Annotated in this window: 16 protein-coding genes; 3 read left to right on the plus strand and 13 right to left on the minus strand. The window is 35.4% G+C overall.

The genetic code is table 11. From position 1 onward, the window contains the following. Nucleotides 1-653: 653 nt before the first annotated feature. Entirely contained in the window at nt 654-2057 is a 1404-nt protein-coding gene (locus tag FND99_RS14380) for an SGNH/GDSL hydrolase family protein (protein WP_144338638.1), read from the minus strand. Between the two features lie 67 nt (nt 2058-2124). Then, nucleotides 2125-3525 (minus strand): SGNH/GDSL hydrolase family protein, encoded by a 1401-nt coding sequence (locus tag FND99_RS14385; RefSeq protein WP_144338639.1) that lies wholly within the window; start codon nt 3523-3525, stop codon nt 2125-2127. Between the two features lie 535 nt (nt 3526-4060). On the opposite strand from FND99_RS14385, the gene FND99_RS14390 reads away from it, so the two are divergent. Beyond that, the gene (locus tag FND99_RS14390; protein WP_144338640.1) at nt 4061-8164 is read left to right on the plus strand and encodes a hybrid sensor histidine kinase/response regulator transcription factor; all 4104 of its coding nucleotides are present in this window, start codon (nt 4061-4063) and stop codon (nt 8162-8164) included. Nucleotides 8165-8429: 265 nt separating this feature from the next. Here the strand turns inward: FND99_RS14390 and FND99_RS14395 are convergent, their stop codons facing one another. From FND99_RS14395 to FND99_RS14415, 5 genes are all read right to left on the minus strand, one after another. Next, on the minus strand, nt 8430-10169 hold the full coding sequence (locus tag FND99_RS14395; protein WP_144338641.1) for a discoidin domain-containing protein: 1740 nt from the start codon (nt 10167-10169) through the stop codon (nt 8430-8432). A gap of 12 nt (nt 10170-10181) precedes the next feature. Next, on the minus strand, nt 10182-11639 hold the full coding sequence (locus FND99_RS14400; protein WP_144338642.1) for a sialate O-acetylesterase: 1458 nt from the start codon (nt 11637-11639) through the stop codon (nt 10182-10184). Between the two features lie 145 nt (nt 11640-11784). Beyond that, nucleotides 11785-13953, minus strand: coding sequence for a polysaccharide lyase 8 family protein (locus FND99_RS14405; protein WP_144338643.1), 2169 nt, complete (start codon nt 13951-13953; stop codon nt 11785-11787). Between the two features lie 267 nt (nt 13954-14220). Beyond that, on the minus strand, nt 14221-15351 hold the full coding sequence (locus FND99_RS14410) for a DUF4861 family protein (RefSeq protein WP_144338644.1): 1131 nt from the start codon (nt 15349-15351) through the stop codon (nt 14221-14223). Nucleotides 15352-15547: 196 nt separating this feature from the next. After that, complete coding sequence (locus FND99_RS14415; RefSeq protein WP_144338645.1) at nt 15548-16474, minus strand: SGNH/GDSL hydrolase family protein; 927 nt, start codon at nt 16472-16474, stop codon at nt 15548-15550. Between the two features lie 772 nt (nt 16475-17246). On the opposite strand from FND99_RS14415, the gene FND99_RS14420 reads away from it, so the two are divergent. Continuing rightward, nucleotides 17247-17816, plus strand: a complete 570-nt coding sequence (locus FND99_RS14420; protein WP_144338646.1) for an NAD(P)-binding domain-containing protein — start codon at nt 17247-17249, stop codon at nt 17814-17816. A gap of 310 nt (nt 17817-18126) precedes the next feature. Next, nucleotides 18127-19110, plus strand: coding sequence for an SGNH/GDSL hydrolase family protein (locus FND99_RS14425; RefSeq protein WP_162615558.1), 984 nt, complete (start codon nt 18127-18129; stop codon nt 19108-19110). A gap of 62 nt (nt 19111-19172) precedes the next feature. Here FND99_RS14425 and FND99_RS14430 read toward each other — a convergent pair whose 3' ends face one another. From FND99_RS14430 to FND99_RS14455, 6 genes are all read right to left on the minus strand, one after another. After that, nucleotides 19173-19535, minus strand: a complete 363-nt coding sequence (locus FND99_RS14430; RefSeq protein ID WP_144338648.1) for a hypothetical protein — start codon at nt 19533-19535, stop codon at nt 19173-19175. Nucleotides 19536-19734: 199 nt separating this feature from the next. Further along, on the minus strand, nt 19735-20586 hold the full coding sequence (locus FND99_RS14435; RefSeq protein ID WP_144338649.1) for a fumarylacetoacetate hydrolase family protein: 852 nt from the start codon (nt 20584-20586) through the stop codon (nt 19735-19737). An 81-nt stretch (nt 20587-20667) separates the two neighbouring features. Then, nucleotides 20668-21252 carry a LutC/YkgG family protein gene (locus FND99_RS14440; RefSeq protein WP_144338650.1) on the minus strand — a complete coding sequence of 195 codons (585 nt, stop codon included), beginning with the start codon at nt 21250-21252 and terminating at the stop codon, nt 20668-20670. A 15-nt stretch (nt 21253-21267) separates the two neighbouring features. Beyond that, complete coding sequence (locus tag FND99_RS14445; protein WP_144338651.1) at nt 21268-22635, minus strand: lactate utilization protein B; 1368 nt, start codon at nt 22633-22635, stop codon at nt 21268-21270. Between the two features lie 44 nt (nt 22636-22679). Then, the gene (locus FND99_RS14450) at nt 22680-23417 is read right to left on the minus strand and encodes a (Fe-S)-binding protein (protein WP_144338652.1); all 738 of its coding nucleotides are present in this window, start codon (nt 23415-23417) and stop codon (nt 22680-22682) included. A gap of 4 nt (nt 23418-23421) precedes the next feature. Further along, entirely contained in the window at nt 23422-24186 is a 765-nt protein-coding gene (locus FND99_RS14455) for an SDR family NAD(P)-dependent oxidoreductase (protein ID WP_144338653.1), read from the minus strand. Nucleotides 24187-24202 lie beyond the last annotated feature (16 nt).

Below are 24202 nucleotides of genomic sequence, written 5' to 3' on the forward strand. Positions count from 1 at the left end.
GTTAGCTGTTTTTAATTACAATAAATTGGTTTCTTTTTTAATTAATAATTCTGTCTAACTATAAAAAACGAAAACGTTTTCGCGTTGTAGAAATTATTTCAAATTTACTTTAAAGCCTATTTTAAGAGGTGGATAATCTACCCATTTTGGATGTCATTTCTCCCAATTTATTGATTTACAATAGCAAACGACATAACATTTCAAAAGAGAGATGAAATTTTACTACGAAACTGCGAAATGTCCTTAAACTCAAAAAGAAAGGTCATTTGCTACAGCTTTGATCAAATTACCATTGAGAAAAAAATAATGAACTGATCGTGGTTACTGCCGACATTCGATTAATAAATCTCAGAGGCAAACTGAAAGGGAAAAGAATAATTAAAGAAAAAGAAATTGCAATCACTGAAGTTTAGCTAATTCATATCCTTCTTAATCTCTAAGATGCAGAACTAAATATTAAAAACTGGGTAAATAACTGTATAAAAACTGAATGTGCTAACAGTATGGAGTTTTCTAATTTCAACCAGAATTCCAAACTGTTAGCACATCTAATAAATTTTATTAACGTTATATCGGTTAGTATCTTTATTTAAAAAGCCATCCCAACAAAATTGGGATGGCTTTTTAAATAATATGATCATTTTATTAAAACCTTACTTAACTGGTTTTATCAAATAGCTATGTTCTTTAGGATGATTTTCAGTGTAAACACTATCCTGAAGATTTTCTATTTCCTGTTCAATAGCTGCCTGTTGTGGTTTGTCTTTAACATAATTATTGAAATATTTTTGGTGATAATCAGAACCTTTAAACTTTTCTTCTAGTCTTTTTTTCAAATAAGCATCAATTTGGTCGATACTCATGTTGGCCGGTGCATCCTTTAGATCATTTATTTCTACTAACTTATTATATCGCAAACGTACTTGAGCGGTTCTGATGCGCTGTACAATTCCCATTACTTTTAATGCCTGCTGGTATTGCGGTGTCTTTTGATTTTGTGACAAGTTGATACCATTACGCAACTCGTCGGCAGTGTAAAGTCCCACAGTTATTCCATCAATCAAAAGTTCAAATTTGCCATTCCCAGAAACATCAGCTTTAAGTAATTCCTGATCTAGGTCGTTTATAAATGGTACCCATGCAAGTGTCGATTGGGCAGCATCTGTAACAGGAAACGGTAAACTGTACTCCAGACATCGAAACGTTAGTTGCCCGTTATCGTGTTTAAGATCAGTAATTGAACAATTTATGCTCTGTGCTTTGCTCTTATTAAGATTTTTTCCAATAACGATCTTTGCAACATATTTGTTTGGTTCCAATGTGCTCAAAAACTGATAGGCCATTACAAAATGTCCAGGGGAACCAGGATGTACTCGATCCAGACTAGTAATCGTTGCGGTAGAATCTTTTGCCTGAAGTTCATTGTTGATTCGGTTCATAATGGTCCAGTAATCCACCAATCGGGTATTGTACTTTTTGGACATCAATGCCATGTGGTCGCCTGCTATGTGCAGTGCATCGTTAACTCCATAAAGGTTCTCTGTTGTTGTTTTGGCGCTTTGGTCGTATATTGTCGGCTTTTGAATTATAATGTCCAGATTATTTTTTTTAAATATCTTCAATATCTCTTCCGTTTTCTCACGATAAAGATTCAAAGCATCGCTTTTTGCTTTTTCTACTTGAGGATTATTACGGTTTTTTTCTGTGTAAAGTGAACGGTTTACATCATTCATCCCAATCATAAGTGCTACTTTGTTAGGACGATGACTAAGTATATCATCATCCATTCGTCCAAGAACGCCGGAAGCTCTGTCACCAGAAATACCACAGTTAAAAAAAGTCAGTCGCTCGTTTGGAAAACGGGTTGCATAGAATAGAGAAATTAAGTTATGGAATTCTCCATTATGAGTAATGCTGTTTCCCACAAAGCAAATCCGATCTCCGTCGTGAAAGAGTTTAGGTTTTTGCTGGGCAAATGAATAAGAAGAATAAAAAAGGGAAATAGCTCCAATTAGTATTGTAGCGCAGGTTTTAAAGTTATGGCATTTTATTAACATTATTGCTTGTTTGAGTTATTATTAAATGTTTTAATCGGAAATAATTAAAAGGTGCTTAGGTCTTCCCTTACTTAACCGCTTTTATCATATAGTTATGTTCTTTAGGATGGTTTTCAGCATAAACACTATCTTGAAGATTTTCTATCTCTTGTTCAATTGATGCCTGTTGTGGCTTGTTTTTAATATAACTACTGAAATTTCTTTCGTGAAAATCAGACCCTTTAAACTTTTCCTCTAGTCTTTTTTTCAAATAAGCATCAATTTGGTCGATACTCATGTTTGCTGGTGCATCATTTAGATGGCCATATTCTACTAGCTTAATATTTCGCAAACGCGCTTGTGCTGCTCTGATGCGCTGGACAATTCCCATCACTTTTACAGCTTGCTGGTATTGCGGTGTCTTTTGATTTTGAGCCAAATTGATACCATTACGCAACTCATCAGCAGTGTAAATCCCAACAATTATCCCATCAATCGAAAGCTCAAATTTACCATTCCCAGCCACATCAGCTTGGAGCAACTCTTGATCTAGGTCGTTTATAAATGGTACCCACGCAAGTGCCGGTTGGGCAGCATCTGTAACAGGAAACGGTAAGCTGTTTTCCAAGCATCGAAACGTGAGTTGCCCGTTATCATGTTTAAGATCAGTAATGGAACAATTTATGCTCTGCGCTTTGCTCTTATTAAGATTTTTTCCAATGACTATTTTTGCAACATATTTGCTGGGTTCTAATGTGCTCAAAAATTGGTAGGCCATTACAAAGTGTCCAGGGGAAGCAGGATGTACACGATCTTTGCTAGTAATCGTTGAAGTAGAATCTTTGGCCTGAAGTTCATTGTTGATGCGGTTCATGATTGTCCAGTAATCTACCAATCGAGTATTATACTTTTTGGACATCAACGCCATGTGGTCCCCAGCTTTATGCAGTGCATCGTTAGTTCCATAATAGTTTACTTCCTTTGTTTTGGCATTTTGGTCGTATATTGTAGGTTTTTGAATTATAACCTCCAGATTATTTTTTTTAAATATCTGCAATAGCTCTTCCGTTTTCTCATGGTAAAGATTCAAAGCGTCGTTTTTAAGTTTATCTCCTTGAGCATTACGGTTGTTTTCTGTATAAAGTGAAGGTTTTACATCATTCATTCCCACCATAAGTGCTATTTTGGTAGGGTGATGACTGAGGATATCATCATCCATTCGTTGAAGCATGCCAGAAGCTACATCACCAGAAATACCACAGTTAAAAAAGGTCAGCCTCTGGTTTGGAAATCGGGTTGCATAGAACAGAGAAATGAAGTTATGGAATTCGCCATTATTGGTAATACTATTCCCTACAAAGCAAACTCGATCTCCATCTTGAAAGAGTTTAGGTTTTTGTTGTGCATCTGAATAAGAAGAACAAAAAAGTGAAAGTGTTGCAATTACGATTGTAGTGCAGTTTTTAAAGTTATGGCATTTTATGAACATTATTATTTATTTTAGTTGTCGTTAAATGGCTTAAATAGGCTAAATTTTAGTTGTTATGACATGCAATAAATTAGTATATTTTTAATTGAATGATTTAATTATCTTAAAAATTACGAAAACGTTTTTGCATTGCGGAAACATTTTCAAATTTACTATAAAGCATCTTTAAAGAAGGGTGACAATCTAACCATTTTAGAGTGTATTCTTCCCAGTTTTTTGATTTCCTTTTTTGGCGTAATCCTATTTCTCTATTTTTAAAAATTTTCTTAATAATTATTTATTTTTATTATTTTTTATGTAATTTCATATTAAAATAGCAATAAAGCAACAATTTAATAATCGCTAGTGGCAAAAAAATTAACACTAATCTTTGTGCTTATAAATTTTCTGTTATTTTTGACAAATATTTATTCTGGTAATCAAACTACAATTCATCCAAACATTATTTAAGAACTCCCCATCTCTTAATAGTAAATTTTGGATATTCCAAATAACATCAATGTGTCGCTTAATTTATAAAAACTAAAAAATTTCAATGATTTTTAAATACCAAATTTTGAGATTTGTTTTTTTCTGGATTTGCTTTTGGAATTTACTTTTTTCGAGCTCTGAAAGCTTTGGTCAAAGCAAATCATTATCATTTAATAGATTGGATGTCACCAATGGTTTATCAAACAACTCGGTTTTATCAATCAGTCAAGACTCAACTGGCTATATCTGGCTGGGCACCAAATATGGATTGAATCGTTTTGACGGGCGTACTTTTAAAGTTTTTAAAAATGACCCGAAAAATAAAGCCAGTATATCTTCTGCAGATTGGATTCAAAATCTGGCATTAGGTAGTAATAACATAATGTGGATTGCAACCAAAGGGTTAGATCTATGCCACCTAGAAGATAACTCCTTTGAAACTATAATTCCGCAAAAAGAAAGCATTTTAACGGTATTGCCTGACAAGAAGGGCAATTTATGGATAGGTTCATCTAATCAGTTGCGATTCAAAGCCGCAAATAGTAAAAAAATTATATCTCTTACAATCGCCAAAAACATCAAAAAAGTTTCATCCATTTTTGAAGACAATGAGCATCATATTTGGATTGGAACATCTGATGGTTTATTTGAATTATTTTTTGGAAACAAAAAACTAAATGTAAAAAGGCATTTTAGTTCCCAATTTAAAAACGGTGAGAATATTGATCCTATTACCAGTATCGTGCAAGATCAAAATTTAAGATACTGGATCGGGACAAGAAAAAGCGGCCTCTTTGTTTTTGACAAAAAATCAATGCGCCTGACTCACTTTGAAAAAAAAAGCAATGATAAAAACTCGTTGGTAAATAATACAATCCGAAAAATTTTGCTTCATAAAAATGGTTCACTCTGGATCGGAACTCAGGATGGCTTATCGGTTTTGAATCCGAAAACTTTTCAATTTATTAATTATCAGCATGATCCAACTGATCCTAACAGTTTAAGCCAAAATTCTATTTACGATATTTTTCAGGACAAAAACGGTTCTGTCTGGATAGGAACTTATTTTGGAGGAGTAAATGTAGTTTATTCTGTAAATACGCCTTTTACAGTTTATCAAAACAGCATTTATAAAAACAGCATCAGCAGTAATATAATTAGCGCTATTACTGAAGACAGCAAGCATAATTTATGGATTGGTACAGAAGCTGGAGGATTAAATAATTTCAACAGAAGCAGCCAGCAATTCACCACATATAAAAATAAAATTAATGATAAGAACAGCTTAAGTTCTAATTTAGTTAAAGCCATCGCTATAGATAAAAGTCAAAACTTATGGATAGGTACCTCGTTTGGTGGTCTAAATTTTTTTAATACTAAAACCGCGACTTTTAAGGTTTTCAAACGAAATGGCGAAAGCAGCAATAGTATTGCATCAGATGAAGTCAACTCATTGCTTATCAACAAACAAAATAAGTTGTTTATTGGAACCGATTTAGGTCTTAATGTTTATGATATTGCTCAACAAAAATTTTGGCTTATAAATTCTAAAAATAATATAGTTGTAAAAAAACCAATTTATGCACTATTTCAAGATAAGAAAAATATTATCTGGATAGGCACTACTGACAGGATTTATAATTATCATGACTCAAAATTTCAACTTAAAAATTTTAAAGACAGTCTAAACGGATCGTTTAATTATAGGGTTAACTGTTTTCTGGAAGACAGCAAAAACAATATGTGGGTAGGAACCTATCATAATGGGTTAGCTCTACTTAACATCAAAAACAATACTTTTAAAATTTTTAATAGCGCAAATGGCTTGCCCAGCGATAATATATTGGCTATTGCAGAAGACAACGAAACCAATTTATGGATAAGCACTGATAATGGCTTGGTAAAATACAACCGCCGTTTAAATACTTTCAGAACTTTTAATATCCTTGACGGTCTGCCTGATAATCAATTCAATACTACTTCTGTTTTAAAGGACTTTCAGGGGCGACTATTTTTTGGAACCTACAATGGCTTTATCAGTTTTCTACCTAAAAATATAGAAAAAAACATAGTCCCACCTGATGTTGTGTTATCTGACCTCAAATTATTTAATGCACCTGTTAAAATTAATGATGAAAGTGAACTTCTAAAACAAGACATTAATTTTAGCACCACATTAACTTTTGACCACACTCAGAACAATTTCACAATCGAATTTTCCGCATTAAACTTTATAAAATCAAACAAAAACAAGTATGCCTACAAACTTGATGGTTTTGATAAAAACTGGAGTTATGTAGAAATACCTTCCGCCACTTATACCAATTTACCGGCAGGTGATTATCAGTTTTTAGTCAAAGCAGCCAATAACGATGGAATTTGGAGCAAGAATATCAAAAAAATTGACATTGAAATACTGCCGCCTTTCTGGAGAACCTGGTGGGCATATCTTATCTATTTTGCTATAGCTTATACAATAGCCTATTATATCATAAAGTTTTTTAAAGCCAGAGCTAGACTAAAACAAGAGCTTTATTTTGAAAATTTGAGAGCTGAGCATCAGAAACAGGACTATCAAATGAAGTTGGATTTCTTTACCAATGTTTCACACGAAATCAGGACTCCGTTAACCCTGATTTTAGGTCCAATTGAAAAATTAGAGCAACTAACTGTAAAAAATACACAGGCCAATAAATATGCACTAAGCATTAAAAACAATACCGAACGTTTATATCGATTGGTAAACGAATTGTTGGATTTCAGAAAAGCTGATTCCGGCAACCTGCGACTTCTGTTTATAGAAGAAGACATTGTAAAAGCCTTGAAAGAAGTTTTTAATCACTTTCAAACACTTGCCGAATCAAAAAACATTCAATACTCTTTTAAAACCAGCGATCCCCAGATTTTGGTCTATTTCGATAAAGATCAAATGGAAAAAGTGTTTTTTAATTTATTGTCTAATGCTTTCAAGTTTACACAAAAAGGAGGCAAAATCTGCTTAGAGATATCTTTGAAAGAACAGCAAGTTGAAATTACTGTGAGCGATAATGGCAAAGGAATTGCCATCGACAATATCAATGATGTTTTCAAAAACTTTTATCAAGCCGGACAAAAAATGGGAACGGGCATTGGTCTGGCCTTATCAAAAAGTTTGATAGAACTGCACAAAGGCAATATAAGCGTAACAAGTACGCCTGCTTTAGTGAACGAAACGGGAAAAACTACTTTTACGGTAATGTTGCAGCTAGGCAAAAATCATTTGAGCGAAATTGATATTACACCAGCAATATCCTACGTTGAAACTAATATGTATGAGGAAGCTGACCATTATTTACAAGAAGATGCGCCCGAAGATTTTTCAGAGGACTTTATTGACACGCAAATTGTTGTGAATACAAATAAAACTGCAACCATCTTGATTGTTGAAGATAATGATGAAGTAAGGGAGTTTATCAAACAATCTTTGGAGAGCCAGTATCATATTTACGAAAGAGAAAACGGACTTGAAGGCTGGGAAAATGCCATTCAAACCCTTCCCGATATAATTATTAGCGATGTAATGATGCCGGTTATGGATGGTTTGGAATTTTGCAGGAAAATCAAAACCGATATAAGAACTTCACATATCCCTGTTATTCTTCTGACAGCCAAATCAGCGCCTATAAACCAAATCCACGGCTTGCAACACGGTGCCGATGCGTATATTACAAAGCCCTTCAGTGAGCAGATTTTACATCTGAACATCCGTAATCTTTTAGCCTTAAAAGAAGCATTACGAAAAAAATATAGCGAACAGTTGCTGCAATTGCCGATTATAACCAATGCTGAATCATCTCAAGACGAGTTATTTCTGCAAAAACTGCAACAAATTATAGAAAACAATATTTCAAATACAGAATTGGATCTCAACTTTATTACTATAGAAATTGGCATGAGCAAATCAGGTTTGTACAGGAAATTTAGTGCACTGACCAATCTGACCTTAAATGAATTTATTAGAGCTCAGCGTTTGAGACACGCCGTCGAGTTGTTCCAAAAAGGAGAAATTTCTGTTATCTCGGTAGCTTCACAAGTTGGATTTAATGATCCAAAATATTTTGCACGAGAATTCAAGAAAATATATGGCATCACCCCAACAGATTATATTAAAAACAAAAAACAGAATTAAATAGTTGAGTTGATTAAGTACAATGCAAAACACTGATGCAAATAGACTACATTAATCTCTTTTAAAGTTTTAAAGACAGTGTAATATCATTTAGAAAGATATAATTCTAATTGTTTTTTTGTATAAAACGAGCGCACTCGAGATGCGTGTGCATCTCGAGTGCGCTCGAGGTCTTAAAATTATAATAATTCGAATTTCTGCACCAGACGCATCAAATTGTTGCTCCTTATGACCGATTGGTTCATTTTTTATATTCTATTCAAAATTATTTCCCTTTTGTAATTCCGCTTTCATTAAATGCATCAACCACATAAAAATAGTCAGCACCTGCATTCAAACTCAAAATGGTGGCCGAAGTTTCAGAATAGACTTGATGATTCAAATATAATTTGTCTTTTGCCAATCCATATCTAACTATGTAGCCCGTAGCATTTGGAACTTTATCCCAACTAACGGTTACTTGTTTTCGGTCTGAATCTTTTCTTTCAATTTTGATATTTTTTACGGGTTGCGGCAATTTATCATTCCCTTTTCCGAAAATACGGAAACCGCTTATCGCAAATTTTCCGTCAGGTACATGGTGATTGGTAATTCTGAAATAACGCCCTTTGATTGCTTTTGGCAATTCAGAATAATCATGTGGATAATCATTTACGTTATTGCTTTTATCAATTAAAACCGTCCAGTTTTTCTTGTCATTTGAATATTCAATTACATATTGATACGGCACATAATCAGCTCTTCCCAAAAGTTCAGTGTCTTTATCGGTAAAATTGATTTGAATTGCGCGAACCTCATATTCTTTTTCTAAATCCAAACTCAACCATTCACCTTTGTTTCCTGTTTTGGCACTCCAAAAAGTTCGGATGTTTTCGTCAACCGCATTTTCAGGATTGAAATTTTCCAAAACCGATGAAGTTTCCACTTTTTTGTTGTACGAAAGCAACATCCAACCCGTAAATAAATCGGTGTTGCCTTTTAGATTTTTGTTTGGAATATAATGCGGGTAATCTGCCAAATACGAATTGGAATACAAATTATTGTCTTTATCAAAAGCCGCCGGAATTAAGTTGATTCGACGCTCAAACAATTGATAAATATTTACGCCAACGGTTCCGCTATGCCAATAATTGCCATAAATATCCTTAAACGTGTTTCCGTGACCTCCTCCAAAAGCAAAGCCCGTAGGTTTGTATGCATACGGATTATGTTTAGCAATCGTGTAAGGCCCCAGCGGATGATCACCTATGTAAACTGCATCGTTGTATTCTTTTCCCTGCAAGGGCGAAGAATACTGAAAATAATATTTCCCTTTATATTTATTGAGCCACGCCCCTTCCAGCCAAGGTTTTGGGCGATTCAATAATCGATCTGATCCTTTGTTCTCCCATCCATATTTATCGAGATGCAAATTCACCATCGGCTGAATTTCCCCAATGGGTTCAAAGTTGTTTTTTACGTCCAATTCGATTCCGTACAACGGTAAATTATCATTGGAGCTGCCATAATACAAATAGAGTCTTTTATCATCGTCCAAAAACAAACAAGGATCGGTGAAACCGCTCAATTTATAATTCCTTATGTACGTCCATTTTCCCGATTTCGGGTCGGATGTTTTGTACAGTTTTTGGTCTGCAGCCATAAAATAGACTTCTCCGTTCATTTCTACAACGGTTGGCGCATATTCTTCCCAAGGCAAATCATTGTTCGTAATAAAATCCCAAGCAATCATATCTTTCGAATGCCAATAGCCTCCCGATCTGGAGACGAACAAATAATATTCATTTTTAAAAACCAGCATGTCCGGATCGGCGCCTTCACGATAGGATTGTGTTCCTAAAATTCTTCCCCCATAGTCTTTTCTGATGCAAAATCGATAACTGATATTTACAGGGTTACAATAGGTTGTCTGTGCAAAAAGAGTTTCTGAAAAACAAGTTGTGAGCAATATTATTATAATTATTTGCCATTTGAATTTACCGTTTATCGGATGTGTTTTTTTCATTTTCCTTTTAATTTATTTAGATTTCCAATCAATAGCGTCTGTACGAAATGGAACAGCAGGAAGTCCTGCACCGTTAAACAGATTTGGCATAGCTGTTTCATCCCAAGCAAAACGCACAGTCACAGGATTAGTAATCCCAGGTGCAGATACAATGACTTTTTGACCTTGGATTTGGGCAGTTGCAGGAACAAACTTACCATCATTCCCTGCTACCATAAACCAATTTAACGGTTTATTATAATTACTTTTCAGTCCATCACTATACTTGAATGACAGGATAGCATTGCCATTTTGTACCTTCATGCTTTCAAAAACTGGTCCACTGCATACTACTTTTTTATTGTAGGTATTTGCAAGTGAAATTAATGCTAACCTTCTACCTACTTCCCATTTATACGATGGGTGAATATCTGTAAGCGTATCCACCAAATCCGTGGTGACAGCCATACCAGTATGCGGTATTTTCAAAGACTGTGTTTGCCCTTCCCAGAACTCAGGGAGCCTTTCTGCAGTACGCGGTACGGAAGTCTTTTCCTTCCTCTTACTATAATAATAGGGAGCAATCAGTACCGAATAGAAAGGAAGTTTGTCATTCCCCCATTGTGTACGCCAACCTTCAATCAATGCCTGCATTTTATCAGCATACCGTATTCCATCATTATTCAGGCAATTTGCCTCGCCCTGATACCAAAGAAAGCCACGCAATGCAAAGGGCGCTAAAGGCTGTATCATGCTCTCATTATTCTTTCCAGGGGCAATGTTATCAATCATAAACGGCTCTTTTTTGCTCTCTGCTGCAAATGCTGGTACGGCTTTATAAGCTTCTGCTGGCGTCCACGTCTCAATACGGCTTCCACCCCATGCAGAAAAAATGACCCCAATGGGTATGTGTAGCTTTGACTGAATATTTTTTGCGAAATAAAACCCTACAGTAGAAAACTGCTCAAAAGCCGTGCCTGCACACTCATTCCAACCGGTTGTTGTTACATCAGGGCTACTCAATACCTTCTCAACTTTAAATAAGCGAATGTTGGGATAGATTTTAGTTAATTCCAACGCTGAGCTGTCAATCCCCACCTTAGGCTTGACAAAATATTGGGGAAGTAACTTCATGCTATATTCCATATTCGACTGGCCGGAACATAACCATACTTCACCCACAAGAATATTTGAAAGGCTAATCGTATTGCTGCTGCCAGAAATTGTCATCACCTTTGGCTTATCTGATGCTTTTAAAGGAGATAGTTCTACTTTCCAATTTCCATCAGAATTTGTTTTAGCGTTTTTTTTCTGACCCGAAAAAGATACAGTGACCCGTTCGCCTGGATTAGCCCATCCCCATACAGGCACAGGCTTTTCTCGTTGTAATACCATATTGCTTCCCAATACTTTTGGGAGTCTGACTTGTGCCTGAATAAAAGCAGAAGACGTTACAAGAACAGTAAGAGTGAATAGTGTTTTTAGTCTCATGGTTAAATCATTTAATTTTTTTTCATAGTAATGGTCATCTTACAGGCTGATTATTGGGTTTATTTTTTTGACACGGTCTAGATGGTTCATTATTACAGACAACCCCGGTTCCAGTTCAACTATAATCGAAAACATAGCTTATGTATTATGGTTGAGTCACATATATAGGCGTACCGGCATTCACTGTAAATGAAACACTTGATCCCGCGTAAGGAGCTGAAGGCATGGTACATTCCAAAAATCTGGTTGATGCGATTCCTGGCAAATCCAGGTAAACATTGATTTTGGCATTACTCTGTGCTGGATCGGCAATATCCACCGAAACATTTGGAGTACCAACATTCTTTAACATCACCACACAAGGCTTATCGACACGAACACTTACACCGCCATTTGTAAAAGTAGTAGGCTCATAGAAAACCACTTGCCTTACATTCAATCCGGTATGTTTTACGGCCTGTACACTAGAACTATTTGTCATTATTTGAATCTTGCTGGCATCATATTTCTTCATATCCCGCACCGTAGTTTTATTGGGTGCCACAATATAAGCGTAGCTGGCATCAGTAGGTTTAACGCCATGATTAAACCACAAGGTAAACACATCGCTGCTAACCGGTTTATTAGGCTGAGTTGTATTGATATCATGCCAATTACCGTTTTGAGTCTGGCTAGTCAACTGTAAATCCCCCCCCTGAGGAAAAAAATACCCTACATTACCGTGTAATACCCATTGCAGATTTCCATTATAATTGTTAGCCCCTTTACTTACTACAGAAGTCCTTCCATTGGACGACACCGTTACCTTGCCATCCAGCAGACATTGATTTACGGTGGTATTGATGGTTTCGGCAGCTGTAGCATTAATGGCGGCACCAAGACAGACTACTTCATCATCAAAAAAGAACCATGACTTGCGGGCATTTACGCCATAATCATTAAAGGCATAAGCCGTAGCACCATAAACCCCATCGGATACCCCACCCACAAAGGATGATTTGCCCTTGTGTTCAGGAAGGCTATACCAATCTGCACGTACAGGAATAGTGGCGTATTCCGGAGCGGTTACCCCAGGAATTTTGTTCCATTCCCATACCGGAAAAATAGTAGCATACTCATTCCCGGTAACAGCAATACTAGTGGCTCCTTCTGTAAGAAAACACCCTTTAAGATTCTCTCCGTTTCCATTTTCAGATCTTAAAGTTCGGGTAGAAACGTTTCTAAGACCAAAATTATAGCCGCTTCTGATGTGCTGAACATAATCCGAACTCCAATAATTAATATTTTTGGCACTTAGCCCGTACGACGCCGGTTGAGTTCCTATTAGACGGGCTATGGCCTCATCATAAGCGCCAATATTATTTGGATCCAAAAGTTTCATTTTTTCCAATGACAAACTTAATCTTGATTGATTTGAAGCATTAATTCTGCTAATGGAACGCCCTAAGGCATTAAAATCTATATTCTTACCACGAATACATTTAAGATAAGAGTTTCGTACAAAAAGAGATAAAAGATTCAAACTGGTACCCGACAATGCATAAGAAGTCCCTCTAACATACATGGCAACATTAATTTCGCCGTCAATAAAAACGCTACCATAGCCCCCCATATACAATTGACTCCCATGAGCTTTATAAGAATAATCATATTGAACACCGTCACCAGTGGTCAACACTATAGGCATAAAAGACTGATTTACGCCTATTTGCACAATAGCACTATCCGCTTTAAGACAGCCTCTATAAATATAATGCGTAGCAACATCCACCATGTTCGCAGCACCGGTTTGTGTAACTGGATTCCCCCTATCCATCTGCTCTATAAGATTAGCTTCGAGGGAGGACGGTATTTGTTGAGTTGTGTTGTTACGAAGTAAAATCAGAATTTGTCCTACTTTTTGAGGACTTGATATTTGATTCCACCACCAACTGCCACTTTGCGGATCTTTTTGATCCCAATAAGTCAAACTATTTATAATTGCCTGATACAAAACCTTATTACCATAATAGTTAGAGCTGGGCATCGTATAGGCTAGTGCGAAGTTTTTTACACGATTCAGATGCGTATCCGGAATCCAAGTGGCATGAGTACGATCACTGTAATTTATATCTCCCCAGGAACCATCGCTCTTTAAAGTAGGAAGTGTAGTGGCCACTGCATTATCTAACGCGGTTACAGCTGTACCACTAATTAAGTTTTCGCGTATACGTTGCATGATCGTTTCATAGTCTGATACCGTTTGTCCCAAAACACGATGGTTTTGAAAAAAGCAACAGATCAATAAAATAAGTAAAACGCAGTTCTTTTTCATTATTATTTATTCTTAGTTAATTCAAGTTGCTAGTTTTTCAACAGCAACACTACTCGCCTCTAGTACTTTAAACCGAAGCTTACTTGTCTTATTGTTTTCATAAACAACAATTTCAAGTATTATTTAAAAAAAATTAAAACGGGGCAACTCTTGCCAATCATCAGTTCCAAAACCGCTTTTCGGAAATCCCTCTGTATTAAACAAATCGCCGGACACAAAAATTTATTTTAAACCTTCTTTATCCATTGATTAAAAGGTCAAATGTTTTTATTTCACACTCACTACTAACGGACTTTTTAATTCTTTAGAAAAATTGTTCAAATATTCAAACCACTGAACTTCATTTGTAATTTTACCAGCTTTATCCCAAGCCGCGCCGGTATAATATACAATCGCTCCATTATTGTTTGTTTCTGTTATGGCTAACAATTGCTTATTATCTACCAGCGTATTCTTAACAGGAGTTGTCAAAATAGCACCAACGCCAGTCGTTCCATCTTCGCCATGAGTAGGTTCCCAATATCCTATAACACCTTCTTTTTCATTTAACGAAATAGCACCTGCTCCCTGCCTTTTGATTATTCCAACAACAACCGGCAATGCTTTACTATCTGAATAAGTGTAAACATTTTCTATCTTATTAAGTTGTGAACCTGCGTCTAGTGAAATAGTTCGAATGCAGGAAACTTTAATTCCGGATGCATCCCAGGTGTCATATTCCAATTTGAAAGTAGAGCGCAAAGGACCATTATCCAATATTTTCCAACGATGATAATTGGCAGAATAACGTATGGTATCATTAACATAAGGAGCCATATTTCCTGCGCCTAATGAAAACCCAACATGATAATAATCCATTCCATCTCCGTGATCAATATGATACTCTCTTAATTTATATCGTTCATTGATAACCATTTTATCGGTACGTTTTACCCAAATGTCTAATCCATAAGCATTATCTTTTTCTTTTTCAAGTGCTTTACCATAGGCTCTAAAAGCAATTTTATCATTCTCCCAGGCAAAATCATCCATTCTTTCAGGAACAAAACGGGCAAAAGTTTTGGTTTGAAATACTATTGGTTTCCCTTTTTGAATAGAAAGACGAAGTGTCCCTCTGGCTTTAACACTTACTTGCAACAATAAATTTTGAATCCCCGGAAGTCCTTGGTGTTCCAATTGATAAGGAACCTGTTTTTTGGTTGATGCATTGATCACAACAAAATTGGTCGTGTCTATTTGCGGGTAATGTGCCAAAATGGTTTCCCATTTGACAGCAACAACAGCTTCACTTCTGTTTAAATCCGAATTGTTCTGGATTTCAATTATTCCTTTTGTTTGGGACAAAAGCATTAAGGGTAAAAAAAGGAAGTATAAATAAATCCGTTTAGTGTATTTCATTTTGATCAGTTTTTATATTTTTTTTAAAATTTGTATTAGCTTTTTTTTGATTTTATTGGTAATATTTCCGTTAAAAAAAATCAGATTTACCTCAAAATTTTTCAACTCATTTATAATTTTAAAAAAAGCCACCATTACAGTGGCTCCTTACCACTAAAAAAAAAACAAACTAATATTTATGTTGAACTATTGCACTTTAGCGTTTGATAATCATTTGTATCTGATTTTTGATATCCGTACATTGTCTTTCGGCTTCAGATAAAGGAAATCCAACGTTCATTCCTGGTCTCTTATGCCCGATTGAACTTAAATAGGAATCTTTCTTGATTGCTTGTTCTTTTTCTACTAGCTGAAAAATAGATTCGCCGTTTTTATACCTAGATAAAACATCTTTCATATCTACCGCATTTGCAACTTTTGTTTCACCTAAACCCAAAAGAATATTTTTTGCTATAATAAAATGTCCAAGATTATCAGGGTGTATACCATCTGCCGCAAACTCAAATGTTGAATCTTTAAGGCGTTGATCTTCTAGATATTTTTTCATTGGCCAATGAACATCAATCACACTCCAATCACTTGTATAGCGACGGCTGATCAGCCAGTCTGAATATACATCAAGCACATTGGCGTAAGCACTTCCTTTTCGTTCATCATATATTGGAGGCGTAATATGAATTATCGAAGCGCCCGATTTTATTACCTCCTCATGCAACCAGTTGATTCCTTCACAGAACTTCTGAAATCTTTCATTGTCAAAAGGCAGGTAAATGCCATCATTCATGCCGTAACAGGCAAGTACCAAATCAGGTTTTAGTTTTTTTAGAACACGATCAAGGCGCTCATGCAAGTCTGGTCGAGGAAATTTACCATCTGCATGATTAGGCTCAGACAAACCCGAAACAGTTTCGCTAGGCAAACCCACATTAATTATTTCAAAATGTCTTTCTGGATATTGCAGACGCAGGTAAGCATCTATACACGACACATAATACCCGGCATAAGTAATACTATTTCCTAAAACAACAATTTTCTTTGAGTTTGCCGGAATACTATAAGGTTGCGCAAAAGATTGATTTTGAAGTCCCAGAAAAGAAATTATTACTAAAAGAAAAGTTTTCATATTATTAGGAATATAGGTTTTCATTAAATTCATACATTTTTTAAAAATATAAAAGTAGAATACGTGAAGTATTTTAATTAATTGAATATTGTCCTTGTTTAATCAATAATTATCTGATGTTACAATAACATGATTTATTGGGCTCCCGTTTCATCAACGGTTACTATTCTGTTTCTTAAAGCAATTCTAACATTGATTTTCTTTTAGAGAACGATTTCAAATTTATTGCTATTGAAGATCCCAGAGGAGGATATTCTTCCCTTCTTTGGTTAAAATCCTCCATTTTTTTCTAGGTCCTAAAAAGAAATAAGCTATTTCTTAAAGCAATAAAAAAACAGTTTATAAAAGTTTAGTAAAGAGATTGTAAATAACTGACGTATCTCATATTTCGTCTTTTTAAGAAAAATACACAAAGGCAATAAACACTTAATTAAGGATAATTTTGCATTATAATTGAACTCAGCATTTTAATAATTTTATTCTTGAAATTAAATCAAAATGCGGGGCCTGAAATATTGTATTAAGCAAACTTAAAATGGTTATTTTTTAATCGATAGTTTATTATTTTTTTTGCCATAAATTTCAAATAAAACAATCGAAACTTAAAAGTATTGTCCCGCATCTGATTTGATAAGGTCCCGAATTTTTAAAAAAAATCTAATTAATATACAACGAAAAGAAAACCAATTCAGCAGAGAATAGGTATTGTATTCGTACATACCTTTTAAGCAATTCAAAATAGAAGTAAGATCCATAGTAAAATCCAAGACTAATGACAATAGGAATTATAGGAGTATGTAGTGCAACATTGAATTTCGCCACCAGAGCTATTGAATACGGACATGAAGTACTAATTAGCCACTACCGAAACAATGAGTCTATGAGGGCAACAGTACAAGAAATGGGATGCAACGTAAAATTTGTCAGTAAAGAAAAAGCCGCAAAAGCCAAGATAATTATATTGTTTGTTCCCTTTGAAGAAATCGATTCTTTTATGTCTGATTTGCCAGATATGACAGGCAAAATATTAATTCATACAAACAATTCAATTTTCAGTATGGAATGCCTTCAATTTGAATTAAGAACAAAACTCTCTAGTGAAATAATAGCTCGCTTATTGCCAAAAGCCTATTCGTTAAAAATACTTACAATATTAAATCCTAATCTAATTTCACCAGTTACTATAAATGCAAACGAAATATTTTATCTGACAACAAACCAGAAAATAAAAAAGAAGGTTGACGAATTTTTAGAAACTTTAAATTTTTCACCTTATGATTTTGAAGAAATATGTCGAATAAATGCCTCTAATGAAGTTGTTAATGAATTCGAACTAACTTGATTTTTTTTTACATCCGTTATGTTGATTGCACTTTGACTTTGTATTTTTGATTTTTAAGAAAAAACAATAATTCTGTTCTTCTTTCCTTTAAAAATTTTCAAAAAATGCAGGAACAACAATATTAATATTAAAACCACAAACATTAAAAATTAATCCTTTTTTACAATTCTGGCAATTTCTTTTACTAAATTTTAAATCCCAAACTATGACTGTTTTTTTTAAACACACTTTTTATCTATTTTTTGTATTCACTAGTCTGAAGAGTTTCGGTCAGTTACTTATTAAACCTAATGATAAAAAAATCACCTATATGGGAAGAGTAGAAACGAGCAAAGATGCAGCTGTTTTTTACTGGCCTGGAACTTCGGCGACAATAAATTTTACTGGTACAAACATTAAGGCAACCATGAAGTCGAGCAAAGAAAAAGGCTATTTTTATGCTATTATAGATAATGATGCTACAAAAGCTCTTAAGTTTGAATCAGACAGTATAAAAAAAGATATTTTGCTCGCAGAAAATCTTTCTAAAGGGAAACATTCACTGCAATTATATAAACTTTCCAACAGCACCTCTGCTAATATTTTTTATGGTTTCGAAATTGGCGGAAAAGCAAAATTGTTCAAACCTTCGGTACTGCCTAAACGAAAAATAGAATTCTATGGAAATTCTATTACTGCTGGTCATGGAGTCGATGTCCCACAGGGAATGAATGATTCTGGGAAACCTGAGCTTTTCAACAACTATTACACCTACGCAGCGTTAACTGCAAGGCACTTTAATGCACAATCATCCATCATTGCCAGAAGCGGTATCGGCATCATGCTCAGCTGGTTTCCGGAAATAATGTCCGAAATCTATGATCGTACTGATCCTTTTGACCCTTCAAAAAAATGGAATTTTAATAACTACACCCCTGATGTAGTGGTGATTAATCTGTTTCAAAATGATTCCTGGCTGATCAACAAACCTGAACATCAAGAATTTAAACAGAGGTTTGGCACAACAAAGCCTACAGAAGATTTTATCATAAAATCATATCAGAATTTCGTTGCGAGTATCCGCGCCAAATACCCAAAAGCTTATATTATCTGTGCTTTAGGAAATATGGATGCCACTCAGCCAGGTTCGAAATGGCCTGGATATATACAGCAGGCTGTAGCTGGATTGAAAGATGAAAAAATTCATACTGTCTTCTTTCCTTACAAAAATAGATCAGGGCATCCAAATAGAGAAGAGCAACAGTCCATGGCTGATCAATTAATCCTTTTTATTGACAAAACTGTTAAGTGGTAGAAAAACCGAAAATCTGAAACAAAAAACTAAGCAAAATAGAAGTATTTGACTTTACTGCTAATTTAAAAAACACTTATTAAATTAAATGTCGGCGCAGCATGTAAACGATGAGCTGTAAAAACAATTTTAAATAATAAAGATTTATTAAAGTCAAGTATTTTCAATTGCTGGTGATCAATCTTCCACTCAATCCATTCTGAGCTTTGACCTTTTACTGTTGCCAACAAAATATCTGATGCTGCTTTGTCATTAATGTTTGCTTTATCTTTTCTATTATCTGGCAAACAATAAATTACGCACATCAAATTTTCAGAATCGATAACATTATCAGGAATTTTTACTCGATAAACAGCATAGTCAAAATGATTGATTTCATTTAAATCAAATTCTAAAAAAATCTCTTTGTAAATTTCTCCTTTTTTCACTTTCAGATTTTTATCTGTTAAAAATTAATTGCTACATTTTCCTTATCCAATAAATACTATTTAGCAAACAAGTGATTGAGAATAGAATTACTACTATTCAGCAATCACTTGTTTTTTTACGTTTTAAAAATATGATCTGCGCCTTTTCTTCAATGCAAAAAATATTTTCTCCAGACGTACAGATCAAACCTAAGTTCTACTATTTATACGCAACTGCAGTTTGCGTACTGCTTCCCAAACCGTCCATACCTAATTCGATGACATCTCCCGGTTTGATATAAATAGGATCAGGCTTAATTCCCAAACCAACTCCTGGAGGTGTCCCTGTACTGATGATATCGCCAGGAAGCAATGTCATGAATTGGCTTAAATAATGTACTAAAAATGGGATTTTGAAAACTAGATTTGAAGTATTGCTGTTTTGAAATTTCTTTCCATTTACCTTCAGCCACATTGGGATATTATTGACATCTTTAATTTCATCTTGCGTTGCCAAAAACGGTCCAAGCGGTGCAAATGTATCACAGCCTTTTCCTTTTGCCCATTGTCCGCCGCGTTCGATCTGAAAACCTCTTTCGCTGTAATCGTTTAGCAAAGCATAACCCGCAACATAGTCTAATGCTTCAGATTCTTCTACATAACTTGCTTTTTTGCCAACCACAAATGCAAGCTCAATTTCCCAATCAGTCTTTTCACTATTTTTCGGAATAATCAAGTCATCATTTGGTCCGCATAATGACGTAGTCGATTTAAAAAAGATAATCGGCTCTGTCGGAATCGGCGCATTAGTTTCGACGCAATGATCTACATAATTCAATCCGATACATATTATTTTTGAAGGTCTTGCAACCGGAGAACCTAAACGCACATCAGCACCAACTTCAGGCAAAGCAGGATTGCGACCTAAAACTCTTCTCAACATCGCCAATCCGTCTTCTTCAAAAAAAGCTTCGTTGTAATCTGTTACTATTGACGATACATCATACCTTTTTTCTCCTATTAAAATACCTGGTTTCTCTTTTCCCGGTTCTCCAAATCGTATTAGTTTCATTTTATTTCCTTTATTATATTATACTTCTTCTAATTTATTCTAAATATGATGTTTCATTCAAAAAAACATCATTTTTATTCATTATTCAATTACAAAAACCACAACACTTCTTGCACCGTGTGCTCCTATCACCAATGACTGCTCTATATCGGCCGTTTTTGAAGGTCCTGCGACAAATGCACCAAAACCTTCTTTTTCCACATCAATTTTTTGATACGCCTGATGAAGATTGCTTACAATATTTTTTTTCTCCATTACTAAAATCAAATGCTGGCATATAAAAGGAATCAGCCTGTTTATCATTTGGCTTTCATAAATCCATACCGCACCATTTTCTGCTACTCCAAGTGTACCTTTGACATAAGCCTTCTCTACTTTCTCTAAATCAAATACCGGCAACAAAGCAACATATTTATCAACATCACCAAGTGCCTCAATAGTATTTACTATGAAATTTCCAGTCGTTTTATCGGTAGCCAATTTATCTTTTAGAACAGTTATATGCGAAATTAATTCCACTTTCCCGCCAATACTTTCCAATACCGTTTTAAACTGAATAAATGAATCTTCATAATGAATAGTTGATGCCAGGTCGATAACAGGAAGCTCAGCCAACTCAGGCTGATTCATTGCGATGGCATTCAATATATTTTCTCTTGCACTCATATTTCCAGTCAGCTATTAATTTTTTCTGTTTTTTAAATACCAGTCATGAAATGAATCTTTTGGAGCAGAAGGCATTTCTCTTTGCTTGAACCAAGGATTTAATTTATTGTTTACCATAAATGGAAAAAAATGAATGACCTTTCTCCCCGTCTTTCCCAGCAAACGATAGATCTTAGGATTCGAAAACACAAAACTCATTCCTTTCATGCTTATTTTTTTGCTTGCTGCCACATAGCCTTCTTCAACAATTACTTGTCTCCATTTCCATAATTGTTCGTGGATATTGATTTTTACCGGACAAACATTGCTGCAGCTCCCACATAGGGTTGATGCAAAAGGCAAATCAGCGTTGGCTTTCATGTCCAGATTTGGATTTAAAATAGAACCAATTGGTCCTGCAACAGCCGTATGATAACTATGTCCACCGCTTCGGCGATAGACAGGACAAGTGTTGAAACAAGCCGCACAGCGAATACATTTCAGCGAATTTCTAAAATCTTCTCGTCCCAACTGTTTGCTTCGTCCGTTGTCTACAATCACGATATGCATTTCCTGATCAGGTCTTGGTTTCTGAAAATGACTTGAATATGTTGTAATTGGTTGTCCTGTAGCGCTTCTGGCCAATAATCTCAAAAAAACAGATAAATGGTCCGCTTTGGGAATCAATTTTTCAAAACCCATACACGCAATATGCACAGGTGCTGTGTGAGCTCCCATATCAGCATTTCCTTCATTGGTACAAACAACAAAACCACCCGTTTCCGCGATGGCAAAATTGACGCCTGTTATTGCCAATTGTGATTCTACAAACTTATTGCGCAAATGCTGTCTTGCAGCTTCAGTCAAATACTGCGGATCATTATTTCCTTTCTCAGTCTTTAGATGTTCGTGAAAAGTGGCACTTACATCTTCCTTTTTCAAATGAATTGCCGGCAAAACGATGTGACTTGGCGGTTCTTTTCGAAATTGCACAATGCGTTCGCCCAAATCAGTGTCTACTACTTCTATGCCCTGGTGCTGTAAAAATTCATTTAAATGGCATTCCTCGGTAAGCATGCTTTTGCTTTTTACGATTTTCTGGATGCCATGTTTTAAGATAATTTCATAAATGATCTCATTATGTTCTTTGGCATCTGAAGCCCAGTGTACTTTTATACCGTTTGCTGCCGCTTTTTCTTCAAATTCTTTTAAATAATTCGAAAGATTAGAAAGCGTATTATTTTTAATTTGTGATGCCCATTCTCTTAATTGCTCCCATTCCGGCAAACCATGAGCTGCCTTGTCCCGCTTTTCACGAACAAACCACAGAGTATCGTCGTGCCAGTCGGTTCGAGGCTCGTCAGCTATAAATTTTTCCGCTAAATCAGCATGTTTTACGGTCATCCTTTTAAATTTATCTAATCTTTACTAAAGATTAATTTCATTTTTTATAACACCCGATTCAATATTTCAGCAATATGAATCGTTTTTATTTTGCTTCCTTGTCTCTTTAATATCCCTTCCAGATGCATTAGGCAGCTTGTATCTCCGCCTGTTATATAATCAACCTCATTATCTTCATGTTCTTTGACTCTATCCTTTCCCATTTTTACGCTTACTGCTTCTTCGAACACGCAAAAAGTTCCTCCAAAACCACAGCATTCATCATTTCGTTTTGCTTTTTTCAGCTCAATTCCTGCAACCAATTTCAGCAATTGCTCAGGCTTCGAGAATTCAGGCAGCATTCTTTCGGTCATTGAAGAAAGATTCAATCCCCGTTGTCCGTGACAGCTGTTGTGCAGTCCTACTTTATGAGGAAAACTTGCCGGAATGCTTTTGACTTTCAGAATATCAGTCAAAAACTCTGTGAGTTCATAAATAGAATTCCGAATTTGAGATGCTTCTATACCATCTTCCTCATTGCTTAAATGTTCTTTTACATGCAAAACGCAACTCCCCGAAGGAGCAACGATGTAATCAAATCCAGAAAAATTTTTAATGAAGTTGATATCACAACCCTTGCTTAAAGCAGCAAAACCACTATTGGCCATCGGCTGTCCGCAACAGGTCTGTTCCAAAGGAAAACTTACATCACAGCCAAGTTTTTCTAACAACTGTAAAGTAGCTATGCCAACTTTGGGATAAAACTGGTCAATGTAGCAGGGTATGAATAAGGCAACCTTCATTAAATTAGTTATTTAATTTGATGAAACCGCCATCAATTGGATAATCACATCCTGTCACAAAACCAGATTCATCACTACATAAAAACAACGCCAATGCCGCAATTTCATCCGGTTTTCCCATTCGTCCAATTGGCTGGGATTGTGATAATTTTTCGAATATTTCGGCTTCTTTTCCTGCATAATTTTTAGCAATAAAACCATCTACAAAAGGCGTGTGAACCCTTGCTGGTGAAATAGAATTACAACGGATATTTTCTCCTATATAATCTTTTGCAACTGATAAAGTCATAGCCATGACAGCTCCTTTTGCAGTCGAATAAGCAAATCTGTCCGGAATTCCAACCCATGCAGCAATAGATGCCATATTGACAATTACGCCACCATTTGAAAGTCGGAATTGTGGAATTGAGGCATACAAGCAATTGTATACGCCTTTTACATTCACATTCATAATTCGGTCAAAATCTTCTTCCGGAGTAGTATCTACTTTGCCGACATGCGCAATCCCTGCATTGTTTACCAGAATATTGATGTTTCCGATTTTTTCGAATGTTGCTACTACTTCCTGATGATCAGCAACATTGCAGGCATGCGAAAACACTTTTCCTCCATTTGCTTTTATTTCATCCACTGCTGCTTTGGCGCTTTCTTCAGTCAATTCAATAATATGCACTTCAGCTCCCTGTTTTGCAAATAAAGCCGAAATCGCTTTCCCTATCCCGCTGCCGCCGCCTGTAACAACAGCTTTTTTATTTTGTAATGAAAACATGTTTTTTTATTTAAAA

This window comes from Flavobacterium daemonense (assembly GCF_007341385.1).
Lineage (GTDB): Bacteria > Bacteroidota > Bacteroidia > Flavobacteriales > Flavobacteriaceae > Flavobacterium > Flavobacterium daemonense.